Source organism: Gramella sp. MAR_2010_147 (assembly GCF_900105135.1).
Taxonomy (GTDB): domain Bacteria; phylum Bacteroidota; class Bacteroidia; order Flavobacteriales; family Flavobacteriaceae; genus Christiangramia.
The window spans coordinates 615,186-628,941 of record NZ_LT629741.1 but is presented as its reverse complement, the minus strand read 5'-3'; the positions used below and the strand labels follow the sequence as shown (position 1 = coordinate 628,941).

Annotated in this window: 11 protein-coding genes; 5 read left to right on the top strand and 6 right to left on the bottom strand. The window is 37.1% G+C overall.

The window, feature by feature from the left end; genetic code table 11:
* Positions 1-23: 23 nt before the first annotated feature.
* Positions 24-998, top strand: a complete 975-nt coding sequence (locus BLT95_RS02715) for a transporter (protein WP_231896400.1) — start codon at positions 24-26, stop codon at positions 996-998.
* Positions 999-1,061: 63 nt separating this feature from the next.
* Here the strand turns inward: BLT95_RS02715 and BLT95_RS02710 are convergent, their stop codons facing one another.
* The 3 genes from BLT95_RS02710 to BLT95_RS02700 form a co-directional block, all read right to left on the bottom strand.
* Complete coding sequence (locus BLT95_RS02710; protein WP_089664526.1) at positions 1,062-2,324, bottom strand: aminotransferase class I/II-fold pyridoxal phosphate-dependent enzyme; 1,263 nt, start codon at positions 2,322-2,324, stop codon at positions 1,062-1,064.
* A gap of 140 nt (positions 2,325-2,464) precedes the next feature.
* Positions 2,465-3,505, bottom strand: coding sequence for a pyridoxal-phosphate dependent enzyme (locus BLT95_RS02705; protein WP_089664525.1), 1,041 nt, complete (start codon positions 3,503-3,505; stop codon positions 2,465-2,467).
* Positions 3,506-3,581: 76 nt separating this feature from the next.
* Entirely contained in the window at positions 3,582-5,708 is a 2,127-nt protein-coding gene (locus tag BLT95_RS02700) for a S9 family peptidase (protein ID WP_089666826.1), read from the bottom strand.
* A gap of 63 nt (positions 5,709-5,771) precedes the next feature.
* Between BLT95_RS02700 and BLT95_RS02695 the strand changes: the two genes are divergently transcribed.
* Complete coding sequence (locus tag BLT95_RS02695; RefSeq protein ID WP_089664524.1) at positions 5,772-6,098, top strand: YbaB/EbfC family nucleoid-associated protein; 327 nt, start codon at positions 5,772-5,774, stop codon at positions 6,096-6,098.
* Positions 6,099-6,171: 73 nt separating this feature from the next.
* Here BLT95_RS02695 and BLT95_RS02690 read toward each other — a convergent pair whose 3' ends face one another.
* Positions 6,172-6,687 carry a redoxin domain-containing protein gene (locus tag BLT95_RS02690; protein ID WP_089664523.1) on the bottom strand — a complete coding sequence of 172 codons (516 nt, stop codon included), beginning with the start codon at positions 6,685-6,687 and terminating at the stop codon, positions 6,172-6,174.
* An 82-nt stretch (positions 6,688-6,769) separates the two neighbouring features.
* The gene (locus BLT95_RS02685; RefSeq protein WP_089664522.1) at positions 6,770-7,798 is read right to left on the bottom strand and encodes a GntG family PLP-dependent aldolase; all 1,029 of its coding nucleotides are present in this window, start codon (positions 7,796-7,798) and stop codon (positions 6,770-6,772) included.
* Positions 7,799-7,993: 195 nt separating this feature from the next.
* Here BLT95_RS02685 and BLT95_RS02680 point away from each other — a divergent pair, with 195 nt between their 5' ends.
* Genes BLT95_RS02680 through BLT95_RS02670 form a run of 3 tightly spaced genes read left to right on the top strand, consistent with a single transcriptional unit; the run spans position 7,994 to position 11,314 of the window.
* The gene (locus tag BLT95_RS02680; RefSeq protein ID WP_089664521.1) at positions 7,994-9,466 is read left to right on the top strand and encodes a circularly permuted type 2 ATP-grasp protein; all 1,473 of its coding nucleotides are present in this window, start codon (positions 7,994-7,996) and stop codon (positions 9,464-9,466) included.
* A gap of 3 nt (positions 9,467-9,469) precedes the next feature.
* On the top strand, positions 9,470-10,414 hold the full coding sequence (locus tag BLT95_RS02675) for an alpha-E domain-containing protein (protein WP_089664520.1): 945 nt from the start codon (positions 9,470-9,472) through the stop codon (positions 10,412-10,414).
* Positions 10,415-10,456: 42 nt separating this feature from the next.
* Positions 10,457-11,314: a transglutaminase family protein gene (locus tag BLT95_RS02670; protein WP_089664519.1), complete on the top strand. Its 858-nt coding sequence runs from the start codon at positions 10,457-10,459 to the stop codon at positions 11,312-11,314.
* Here BLT95_RS02670 and BLT95_RS02665 read toward each other — a convergent pair whose 3' ends face one another.
* Positions 11,315-13,708, bottom strand: a complete 2,394-nt coding sequence (locus BLT95_RS02665; RefSeq protein WP_089664518.1) for a zinc-dependent metalloprotease — start codon at positions 13,706-13,708, stop codon at positions 11,315-11,317. It abuts the gene before it with no gap.
* Between the last annotated feature and the right edge of the window lie 48 nt (positions 13,709-13,756).

Here is a 13,756-nt window from a genome sequence, read left to right as displayed (position 1 = left end):
TGAGACAATCAACCCGAATTAGCATGCGTAGATCAGCGATATTTAGCCTATTACTATTGGTAATAACCTCAAGTCTTCATGCTCAGTATACTGAAACTATCAACTCAAACAGGCCAGGACAATCACAGGGTGCTTTTGCGGTAGGTACGAATGTTTTGCAGGTAGAAACCGGCCCTTATTTTGGTAATGATGATCATGCCGGCCTGGGTACTGATACCGATATATGGGGAATAGATTATCAATTACGTTATGGCCTTCTTTTTGAAAGACTAGAGCTTAATATCTCAGGTTCTTTTGAAAATCAAGATATCACCAGAAATTTTCTTGGAGTCACCAGTGAAGGAACCATTCGAAACTTTAAAACCAATAGCATAGGTGCAAAATACCTGGTATTTGACCCTAATGTTAGTCTGGCAGAAGATAAACCTAATTTATATAGCTGGAAAGCCAATCAGCGTTTCAAATGGAAAACTCTAATTCCTGCAGTTTCTATCTATGCAGGTGCCAACTTTTCTTTTGGTGACAATCCTTATCTATATGAAGGTGAAGGAAAATTTAGCCCAAAAGCAGCGATTATCACTCAGAACAATTGGGGAAGATGGGTGCTGGTTTTGAATCTTATAGCAGATAAGCTTACTGAAGACTTTAGAAGTTATGTAGGCATCGCTACCGTAACCCATACTGTATCCCAGAATTTTGCGGTTTTTGGTGAGTACCAGGCAATTAAAGGCGATATTTATGTTGATGATCTTGCTCGGGCAGGAGCTGCTTATTTAGTTGGTAAAAATCTACAATTTGACGTTTCAGGTCTTGTTAATTTTAAAGAAACACCTTCGAGGTGGCAAGTTGCCGCCGGAATTTCATATAGACTGGATTTACATAAAGTAGATGAGTTTTTAGAAGAATCTAACGAAGGAAATAAAAGAAGACAAAGAAGTAAAAGACTGGATGATAAAATTGAAGAAGGAGATACTGATGATGGGGGTGGTTCTAATTAATAGTAGAGTATAAAAAAAGGCCGGTTTTGAACCGGCCTTTTTTTATGATATAAGTTAACTTTACTATTTATTAGACATCGCTGCTTCAACAGAAGCAGATAGTCTTTTATAAGTTCCGTTTTCAAGTCTTTCACGAATCGCTGAAAATGCTTTTACTGTATCCTCAACATCCTGAATTGTGTGAGTAGCTGTAGGGATCATTCTTAAGAGAATCAAACCTTTTGGAATAACCGGATAAACAACGATGGAACAGAAAACTCCATGATTCTCACGTAGATCTTTCACCAAAGCCATTGCTTCAGGAATACTTCCTTTTAAATATACCGGAGTTACACAACTTTGTGTGGTTCCAATATCAAAGCCATTATCCTTTAATCCGTTTTGAAGTGCATTCACATTTTCCCAAAGCTTTTCCTTAAGCTCTGGCATGGTTCTTAGCATTTCAAGTCGCTTTAAAGCTCCCACAACCAATTGCATTTGCAGTGATTTTGCAAACATTTGAGATCTTAGATTATATTTGAGATAATCCATGATCTCTTTATCTCCTGCAATAAAAGCTCCTGTGCTAGCCAGTGATTTGGCAAAAGTTGCAAAATAAACATCTATCTCGTCCTGAACCCCCTGTTCCTCACCTGCTCCGGCTCCTGTTTTACCAAGCGTTCCAAAACCATGAGCATCATCTACAAATAATCTAAAATTATATTTTTTCTTAAGCTCTACAATTTCTTTAAGTTTACCCTGCTCACCTCTCATTCCAAAGACGCCTTCAGAAATTAAAAGGATACCACCGCCAGTCTGTTCTGCAATCTTGGTAGCTCTTTTAAGGTTCTTCTCGATACTTTCCAAATCGTTATGCTTGTAGGTAAACCTCTGACCTAGATGCAATCTTACTCCATCAATAATACACGCATGTGCATCTACATCATAAACGATTACATCCTGTTTAGAAACCAAAGCATCTATGGTAGAAACCATTCCCTGGTATCCAAAATTAAGGAGATAAGCAGATTGTTTATGTACAAAGGAAGCAAGTTCATCCTGCAGCTTTTCATGAAGATCTGTATGACCGCTCATCATTCTTGCACCCATTGGATATGCAGAGCCATATTCTGCTGCTGCTTCTGCATCTACTTTACGAACTTCAGGATGATTGGCCAATCCCAGGTAATCGTTAATACTCCATGTAATTACTTCTTTCCCACGAAATTTCATTCGGTTAGAAATTGGTCCTTCAAGTTTTGGAAAAACGAAGTATCCTTCTGCCTGCTCGGCCCATTTACCTAGTGGTCCTTTGTCTTTGTAAATTTTATCAAATAAATCCTTCATCGGTCATTTTTTAGACGAGCCGCAAAAATACTGAAATTTGGCTCAATTCTACAAAGTAAATTATAAACATCGAAATCTAGTAAAAACAAAAGCATCCTACAAAAAATAGGATGCTTTTGTTAATAAGTGTTAACAAAGTATTATTTAATTACTTCGATAGTTTGTGATGTAGTTTCCTGTTCTGTATCAAAGAATCCTTGCTCATTCATCCAATCATCGCTATAGATCTTACTCATATATCTGGAACCGTGATCTGGAAAAACTATAACTACATTCGAATTTTCATCAAATTCTCCTTCTTCCTGGTATTGTTTCAAGCCCTGCATTGCCGCTCCACTGGTATAACCAACGAAAAGACCTTCCGTTCTTGCAATTTCCCTTGCAGTATGCGCTGCATCTTCATCAGAAACCTTGGTGAATTTATCTATGACATCAAAATCTGTAGCCGACGGGATAAGATTTTTCCCCAAACCTTCAATTCTATAGGGATAAATCTCCGCTTTATCCAACTCACGGGTTTCGTGATATTTTTTTAAGACTGAACCAAATGCATCTACTCCAAGAATTTTAATCTCGGGATTCTTTTCTTTTAAGAATCTAGCAGTTCCAGAGATAGTACCCCCTGTTCCGCTACACGCCAGTAAATGTGTGATTTTTCCTTCAGTTTGTTTCCAAATTTCAGGACCTGTAGTATGAAAATGGGCGTCTATATTCAATTCATTGAAATACTGATTGATATAAACGGAACCTTTTATTTCTTTATGTAATCTTTTAGCAACTTCGTAATAAGATCTAGGATCGTCTGCGGGAACGTTGGCCGGACAGACATACACCTTAGCTCCCATTGTTTTCAGCATGTCTATCTTATCTTTTGAAGATTTCGAGCTTACCGCTAAAATACATTCATACCCCTTGATACAACTCACCATTGCTATACTGAAACCAGTATTCCCAGAAGTGGTTTCAATAATGGTATCTCCGGGTTTTAAGATGCCTTTACTCTCAGCTTCTTCTATTATATGAAGTGCTATTCTATCTTTGGAGGAGTGACCAGGATTAAAAGCTTCTACTTTTGCAAAGTATTGTCCCTTAAAAGTACTGGTAATCTTATTTAGGTGAATTAACGGAGTATTACCAACTAACTGTAATACGTTGTCATATACCTTCAAATCTTCTCTCATAAATCGAAGTTCTTTTATAAAATAATTTTAAAAGTAGTACTCTCAAAATCGTTCAAATTTAAGGCAAATTTTTTAATTATTCGTGAATGCCTTCCAATTCCAATAAGAACGCGTATTCTTCAGCTACTTCTTTTAAAGCTTCAAATCTTCCAGAAGCACCTCCATGCCCTGCATCCATATTAGTATGTAAAAGCAAAATATTATCATCGGTTTTCAGTTCCCTTAATTTGGCTACCCACTTTGCAGGTTCCCAGTATTGTACCTGGGAATCATGAAGGCCTGTTGTAACTAACATATTAGGGTAGTCCTGTGCTTTTACATTATCATAAGGTGAATAAGATTTCATGTACTCGTAATAATCTTTGTTATTAGGATTTCCCCATTCATCATATTCTCCTGTAGTTAGTGGAATGCTATCATCAAGCATTGTAGTAACCACATCTACAAATGGTACTGCGGCGATCACTCCGTTATATAAATTGGGAGCCATATTAACAACCGCTCCCATAAGTAGCCCTCCGGCTGATCCGCCCATGGCATAAAGGTGGTTGGCTGAAGTATAATTTTCTTTGATGAGGAATTCTGAAACATTCACAAAATCTGTAAACGTATTCTTCTTTCTAAACAATTTTCCGGCCTCATACCACTCTCTTCCAAGATACTCACCCCCGCGTATATGGGCTATTGCGTAAATAAATCCTCTATCCAGCAAACTCAGCCTTACAGTTGAGAAATAGGGGTCTATCGTGGAACCGTATGAACCATAGGCATATTGAAGTAAAGGACTACTTCCATCTTTTTTGGTGCCCTTTTTATAAACTAAAGAAATCGGGATCCTGGTTCCATCATTGGCAGTTGCCCAAAGTCTTTCAGAAACATAATTATTCTTATCAAAATTCCCTCCCAGGACTTCCTGCTCCTTCAGCACATTCTTATCTCCTGTCTTCATGTTATACTCCACTACTGAAGTTGGTGTAGACATGCTGTTATAGGTATACCTCAACAGGTCAGTTTCAAAGTCCGGATTTATAGAAGTATATGCCGTGTAGGTCTCATTATCAAAAGGAATATAAAATTCCTTGTTATCGTTCCATTTTATGATCCTTATTTTATTAAGACCATTGGTTCGCTCACTAACTACAAGGTACTCCTTAAAAATATCTATGTCTTCCAGTAAAAAATCCATTCTATGCGGAATCACATCTACCCAGTTTTCCATACCGGTATTATCTACCGGTGTTTTCATTAACTTAAAATTGGTCGCTTCATCTTTATTCGTAACCACATAGAAATGTCCGTCAAAATGGGATATACTGTATTCCAATCCTCTCACTCTGGGCTGAAACACTTTAAAGCCTTCCTCCGGCTTATTAGCGTCCAGGAAACGATATTCCGTAGTTAAAGTACTGTGAGAGCCAATAATGATATATTCCCTGGACTTCGATTTATAAACGTAGGTATTAAATGTCTCATCTTCTTCTTCATACACCAGCTGATCTTCTTTTTGATCGGTACCAAGAATATGCTTATAGATTCTGAAAGACCTTAAAGTTTGGGGGTCTTTCTTGGTATAATAAAGTGTTTTGTTATCATTGGCCCAGGTAGAACCTCCCGTGGTATTTTTTATTTCCTCATCATAGATCTCTCCTGTTTCGAGGTTCTTGATCCTGATCGTGTATTTTCTTCGGCTTAACGTATCTGTTCCAAATGCTACCAGTTTATTATTGGGCGTAACATTAAGGCCGCCAAGGCTATAATAATCAAAACCTTTCGCCATTTCATTTACATTGAACATGATCTCCTCTGGCGCATCCTGAGTTTCCCTTTTTCGGGAATAAACAGGATAATCAAATCCTTTTTCAAACCGGGTTATATACCAGTAACCGTTCAATTTATAAGGAACAGATTGATCATCTTCCTTTATTCGTGATTTCATTTCTTCAAACAAGGATTTCTGAAATTCCTTCGTATGCGAAGTCATCTGATCATTATAGTCATTTTCGGCCTTCAGATAATCTATCACCTCCTGATCTTCACGTTGATTCATCCAGAAATAATTATCTAGACGCACATCACTATGCATCTCGAGTTTTTTGGCGATTTTCTTTGCTTTCGGGGCTTGAATGTCTTTTTTCAAATTCTTATTATTTTGAGCGGTTGCAAATGTAACGCATCCTAATAGAATAAGGAATACTCTTTTCATAATGACTGGTTTGATCTGGTAATTTAGTAAATTTGAAGTCATAATTTTAAAATTGAAAATAATATGTTTGGAGATATGATGGGCATGATGAATAAATTGAAGGAAGCCCAGGAAAAAGTAGAAGCTACAAAAAAGAGAATGGACACGGTTCTTATAGATGAACAATCCAATGACCGATTATTAAAAGTAACCATCACAGCGAATAGGGAAATAAAAAATATCTCTATAGATGATCAATTACTTGAAGATAAAGAACAGCTGGAAGATTACCTGGTTTTAACCATGAATAAGGCTATTGAAAAAGCTACGGGTATTAATGAAGCTGAAGTTGGCGCTGCCGCTAAAGATGGAATGCCAGATATTCCTGGTATCTCAGATATGATGAAATAATTTTTTTTAGAAAAAAACAAAGCCCGGAAAAATGATTCCGGGCTTTTTTATATTTAGAGCTTAAAGTTTAACTTTAAGCTTCTCCCCTTGCGGGATAATCCTCTTTTAATACAAAAGAGATCGACTTAAGCAATTCATCAAACTTGGGTCTGGCAAACGGCATAGACTGTATACTCGAGGAATATAAGGTATTATCAGGCCTTATGAGAAACAAGGCTGGTTCTAAGAACACATCCGGTTCAGCATCCTTTATACCTTCAGAAACGAATAGATCCCATTTCCTACCATCTTCAATACTAAAATCATAACCAATATTTAGATTTTGAATATCCCACTCTTCTACTGTTTTTTGAGCAAGCTCTTCTTTGTTGGAACTCACACAAATAACATTAACTCCTTTATCTTTGAAATCCTCGATCTTAGTGTTTAATTCTTCCAGATATTTTTTACATACGGGGCAATGAATTCCGCGATAAAAAATCAGCATGGTAAAATTCTTAGGTTCGTTATCGCGAAGATTCCATTTCAAACCTTTTGTGGTTTTTACAATTAATTCTGGAACTTCCTGTCTCGGTTTTAAATTCTTCATAATTCAGTTTTTCTGAAAATTAAATGAATTTAAACCCAACCCGTATTAAAGACCTGCCAATATTTAGTTAAGCTTTTTTTAATTACAGGTCTATATTCTGAAGTGTTTTCAGGAAATATTGATGCATCTCTTCAGAATAGTCCAGATGCGTCACAATCCTTAATTTACCCTGCCCCATATTGCTTATTCTTATATTATTTTCTGACAGCTGATCCATAAATTCTGGTTCTTTATCAGCATCGTTCAAATAAAAGATAACTATATTGGTCTCTGTAGGCTCTACTCTTTTAACATACGCCTGATTTTTTAGAAAATTTGAAATTTCCAATGCTCTTTCATTATCCTTCTTAAGTTTTTCCAGGTGATTATCCAGCGCATAAATACCGGCTGCAGCCATAAATCCTACCTGGCGCATTCCGCCACCCAGAACTTTTCTTACTCTAATTGCATTTTTCATAAGTCGGCTATCACCAATTAATACAGATCCCATTGGTGTGCCCAGCCCCTTGGACAGACAAACTGATATGGTATCGAAAAGCTTACCATAATCCTTTGGACTCTCGCCCGTCTTAACCAGCGCATTAAAAAGTCTTGCACCATCCAGATGAAATCCAAGTTCATTTTGGTTGCAAACCTGTCTTATCTTCTTAACTTCTTCAAGATCATAACAGGCACCTCCTCCTTTATTGGTCGTGTTTTCAAGACAAACTAAAGTTGTTAACGGACTATGATAAAAGTCTGGAGGATTAATGTTTTCTTCCACCTGTTCAGCAGTGATCATTCCCCGGTCTCCATCTACCAGTTTACAGGAAACACCGCTATTAAAAGAAACTCCCCCGCCTTCATAATTGTAAACATGGGCCCATTTATCACAAATCAACTGTTCTCCCGGCTGTGTATGAAGTTTTATAGCCGCCTGGTTTGCCATACTTCCTGTTGGAAAAAACAAGGCTTCGTCTTTCCCGAACATTTCTGCAAGTTTCTTCTCCAGCTTATTAATCGTTGGATCCTCTTTATATACATCATCACCAACTTCCGCAGACATGATAGCCTGCAACATTCCTTTAGTTGGCCTGGTAACCGTATCACTTCTAAGATCTATCTCTTTCATTCTAAAAAAATTTACTGAACGCTAAGGTAAAAACTTAAAGATTCTTTTCTCTATTCCAGATTCAATAATATTTCTCAGTATTTACGAGTAAAAAAATCACTAAGGACATATTTAGAATTCAATATAATTCACAATGTTTTGTTTAAATGAATGAATTCCAGTGGATTAATTTGTATTTTAATACAAATCATATTCATGAAAAACTCCAGTGAAAATCCCACTTTTAGATCTTATAACCGTGACCCTAAACTTTATGACGAAATCTTTGATGAAAATGATAACGTAAGGGAAACCTATAAAACCTTATTCGATCTTTATAGTGAACATTCTGCTCGGGATTTTGGCAGATTAAATAATAAAGCCAAAGCCTCTTTTTTCAATCAGGGAATTACGTTTCAAGTTTATGGAGATCATGAAATCAAAGAGAAAATTTTTCCTTTCGATCTATTCCCGCGAATTATTGATTCAGAAGAATGGGAACTGATTGAAAAAGGTGTACTCCAGAGAAGTAAAGCTTTAAACGAATTTTTACGCGACCTCTATCACGATAAAAATATTATTAAAGAGGGAATCGTACCTTTAGATCTTATTAGTTCTTCGGTGAACTATCTGGATCAAATGAACGGATTTAATCCCCCTGGAGGCATCTACAACCATATTTCCGGAACCGATCTCATCAAGCATTCTGACGGTAAGTATTATGTGCTGGAAGATAACATTCGATGCCCATCTGGAGTAAGTTATGTGGTATGCAATAGAACAGCCTTAAAAAGAGCACTTTTTGGTGTTTTTAATCATTACCAGGCGTACTCGGTGACCAATTATGCTGAAAATCTGCTGGAAATTCTGGAAAGTGTGAAGCCACAGGGTGTTGATGTGCCTAATTGCGTGGTAATTACTCCCGGTATTTATAATTCAGCATATTACGAACATTCTTATCTCGCGAAAGCCATGGGAGTTGAGTTGGTTGAAGGAGGTGATCTTTTTATTAAAAATGATTTCGTCTATATGAAAACCATCAACGGGCCCCAAAAGGTAGATGTTATTTACAGACGTATAGATGATCAATTTTTAGATCCATTAGAGTTTAAGCCAGACTCTGCGCTAGGTGTTCCCGGCCTAATGGCCGCTTATAAAAAAGGTCATGTTTGTCTTGTGAATGCACCGGGAACGGGGGTAGCCGATGATAAAGCCATTTACACCTATATGCCAGAAATTATTAAGTATTATCTTAATGAGGAACCTATTTTAAACAATGTTCCTACCTATCATTGCAGTAGGCCTGATGAGTTAAAATATGTTCTTGAGAATATTTCAAATCTCGTGATCAAACCTGTAGATGAAGCCGGCGGATATGGGATTTCCATAGGAAACCGACTTATACCGGAAGAAATTGAAGAAGTAAGGGAAACAGTTAAAGCAAGTCCCAGAAAATACATAGCTCAGCCCATCATGTCACTTTCGGTTCATCCCACTTATATAGAGGACAATGAGTGTTTCGAGCCAAGACATGTAGACCTAAGAACATTTACGTTATTGGGTGCAGACAAAGATTTTGTACTTAAAGGAGGGCTCACCAGAGTAGCTCTCAAAAAGGGAAATTTAATCGTTAATTCTTCTCAGGGTGGAGGTTCCAAAGACACCTGGGTTCTAAAAAACAATAAATAGTTTATGTTAGCACGAGTAGCCAATAATTTATTTTGGATGGGGAGATATATAGAACGTTCAGAGCATATAGCCAGATATTTAAACGTGAATTATTTTGCGTCCCTGGACGCTCCAAATGAACTTTCTCAAAACCGTCAATTTGTTCTTCAGTCTATGCTTTTCATGGCTGATGATTTTAGCCGAACAGAAGCTGAGCTTAAAGAAGCAGAGGTATTATACGATATTGGCCTGAATCCGGAGAAATCTTTTTCTATTATTAACTATGTAAAGCTCGCCCGGGAAAATGCAAATAGCGCACGAGATCTCATTTCTACGGAATTATATGAATCTATTAATAAATTCTATCATTTTGTACTCAACTATCCAGTTGATAATTTTCTTAAAAGAGGCCTCTATGATTTTACGGTTCAGGTAGCCGAAAGTACTTCGGTTTTGAGAGGTAAAATTAGAGGCACCTTACTACATGATGAAGTTTATGCCATTATTATGTTGGGAATTAATATTGAAAGAGCTACACAGATCATCCGGATCATAAATTCCAAATTCAAGGATGCGGTAATTGCGCAGGGAAGTTATGGAGATACCCTTAAGAATAGTTACGAATGGACTACCCTTTTGAAATGTGCAGAATCTTACGATATGATGAGAAGATTCTACAGGCAAACTCCCACCAGCATTACTACCCTGGAATTTTTAATTTTAAATACAGATTGCCCAAGATCTGTAATGAATAGTTTGAACGAAGTTTGCAAACATATTATGGTGCTCAGTACTGAAAAACATCCTTCTAAACACTCCTCCGCCTTTTTAATAGGAAAAGTAAGAGCCAAATACCAATATAAAGTCATCGAAGAAATTGAAAGTGACCTGCAATCGTTTATTGAAAATATTCTGGACGATCTAAATAACATTGGCCTTAAGCTACAAACCGAATATTTTAATTATTAATTCATGAAAATGGACTTAATTTGAAGCTCTTAAATTTCTGTGATGAATCTGGACTATAAAATAAATTATACGGCAAAAAACACCTATGAAAATCAGACCAGTGGTGCTCTTTGGCAGTTTTTGATCATTCCGGAAGATAATGAATCTCAGGAATTGATAGCAGACAACTTCAGTAATTCCTTAAATATCCCTGTTGAAAATTCTATTAATGGCTATGATTTTAGAACCTACAGAATTAGAACCAGGGCAGCTTTTGAAGAAATAGAATTCACTGCCAACTTTCATCTTACAAAAAAAGTAGTGAACATCTTTGAAAAGCTTACTCAAGGGTTTTCAGAAACCGAATATCAACACTTAAGGTCACTGGAATTTATGGCTGGCAACGATGTGTTTCTTCGCCAAACCGATTTAACCACCTTGCATCAAAAAGTAGATTTTCAGTTTGATGAAAAAATTAGCCTGTTGGAAAATCTGCAAAATTTGAATTCATGGATAAAAAATGAATTCACTTTTAAAGCGAACGTTACCGACATTGATACCGATTTGAATCATATTCTTGAAATTAAACAGGGAGTTTGCCAGGATTTTACACATCTGTTTATCGCCATAGCTAAACAATTCGGAATTCCTTCCAGGTACGTATCAGGTTATTTGCATCAGGGGAACGGTTATTTTGGAGACTCACAAATGCATGCATGGGTGGAATGCTGCCTGCCCGATAGCGGATGGGTAGGATTTGATCCTACAAATAATCTAATTGCGGCTGAAAACCACATTAAAGTAGCTCACGGAAAAGACTATTCAGATTGTCCACCACTAAAAGGTGTGGTTTTTTCTTCTGGCAAGAACGAAACCGAATATACTGTATCGGTTTCTGCACAGCAACAACAACAGCAATAATTAACGATAGGTTCCAATGGGTGAACCATCGGGAATCTTTGGAACATTCAACTCCAACTTAAAATCCTCCGGCTTTTCCCTGAACATTTTTATAGTTCTATACATTTCTTTTGAAACTACATCCCCTTTCCCTTTTAACCAGTTAGACAGTTCGTCAATTTTCTCATTGGTAATAGCCCTTACTAACGGAGTGGATTTTTCATTAATAGCCAAACTCAAAAGATGCTTAAAAACAATAAAATTGATCGTATTCTGAACATTTGATTTATAATTTCCAGTCACATTCGCTTTTATAGTTTCTGAAACAATATTATCCAAAACATACTCTAACCCTGGTAAATTAGTATTTAAACTATGTTGCTGGATAAGTCTTTCTGCTCTTGCCGGGTGCATTAGAAAGGTGAGTGTCATCTCACTTGCTGTTGCAGGAGCTCCCATTGCATCAAAAGCTACATCGGTATTACTTTTAAAAGATTCTCTGTCCCTTGAATAACCAAAAGCACGTGGAGGGAATAATTCTAATTTATCCTCTGGAATAGCAAGCTCTTCAGCAGATAAAGTTTTTAAAATAGTCTTTAATGCCTTTTCCTGCATTTTCCCATCAACGTGTTCTACGATCTTATTGCTTCCGCCTTTTACGGCATATTCATATTGGAGTCCGCCAACTAATTTCACAGCCGCTTCGGTTTGATAACGATGGAAAAAATAAAGCGGCACAAACACATCTTCCAAAACAGAATAAGCTTCACCAGTCCTGATATTTTCGACTGAAAAATTTTCAATCGCCTTTTTTCTAATCTTTAAAATATTTTCAAGCTCTTCCATTGCATTCTTCCCATTATCCCACAAATGAGCCAGTGCATTCGCTCCTCCTGATGCTCGAGCATCTGAATCTGTAATAAAAATAAGGCCCTCAGTTCTCGCTTCTTCCAAAATCGAATTAAGATAATCCTTTTCATTTCTGTCTTCAGGAATATCGCTATAACTATAATTAACCGTAACCTTATCCCATTTGCCAATTCCTGTATCATAAGCATTGGAAAATTTAATTTCACCATTATCCAGTTCAAACTGAGGATGGGGATAATCCATTACCGAAGCCCTATCTTCTGTACTGGCAGCAAAATTATGTGCAAATCCAATGGTATGGCCTACTTCGTGTGCCGATAATTGACGAATTCTGGCCAGAGCAAGTTCCATCATGGGGTCATGATTTAAATCACTTTCGGCAAACGGCCTATTCATCATAGCCTGGGCGATCATAAAATCCTGACGAATTCTCAAACTGCCAAGACTTACGTGACCTTTAATAATTTCACCAGTTCTTGGATCTACCACACTGGCTCCATAACTCCAGCCTCTAGTAGATCTGTGCACCCACTGTATCACATTGTATCTTACATCCAGAGGATCTGCATCTTCCGGTAACATTTTCACCTGAAAAGCATTTTCATAACCTATTTCTTCAAATGCCCGATTCCACCATTTCGCACCCTCCAGTAATGCCGATCGTACCGGTTCCGGAGTACCGGGATCCAGGTAATAGACAATAGGTTCTACAGCTTCGCTAATTTCGGCTTCAGGAGCTTTCTTCTCTAAACGATGCCTTATAGCATAACGCTTTTTAATGGGTTCATATACTGGAGAAGCATAATCCATATAAGAAATAAAGATGGCGCCGCTTCTGGGATCGAATACTCTCTTCTTATAATTATCATCGGGTAATTTCACGAAAGAGTGATGCTGGGTGACACTAATATTTTTAGCATCGGGTACGACTGAATTTATAGTTCTGCCCTTGGGATCTCCTTCAAAAGTTAGCATTGCTTCAAATTCCACATTTTCAGGAAAAGCCTTGGTTCGGTTTAACGCTAAAGCACTTTTTGATTTTTCCAGCTTATAAGTTCCATATTCACCTTTTTTCAGTTTATCTGACACAGCATGTGCATCCTGCATTAGAAATGGTGTGAAATCAATAATATAAGTATCGTCTTTTGTTTCTTTGATCTCAAATCCGAACAATACAGATTTTGCAAAAGCTTCAGAAACACTTTCCTTTTCAGCTTGATTTTTAGTGATCGCCCTGTAGTCCTGATTTGGCTGAACCAGCAGTAATTTATTCCCGGCTTTCTGAAATTTCACCACCGCGGTACCTCCAAGCTGTCCTCTATCCAAACCAATGTCGTTCGAGCCAATCCCGGTAGTAAGAAAATGAGTGTATAAAAATTCCTGATCCAGACTATCTACTTCCAGGTAGATTTCATCTTCTTTTTCGTTATAATGAAAATTGAAGTAGCCATCATATTTTTTTAAATCCTCCTTTTTTTCCAGAAATTGAGCATTTGCAACAAGGGAAATACTGATTGCCAGAATTATAAATAGATTAGTGCGCATTTAGTTAGTTTTTAAAGCTTTCTAAAACTATAAAATAATCGTTAAATA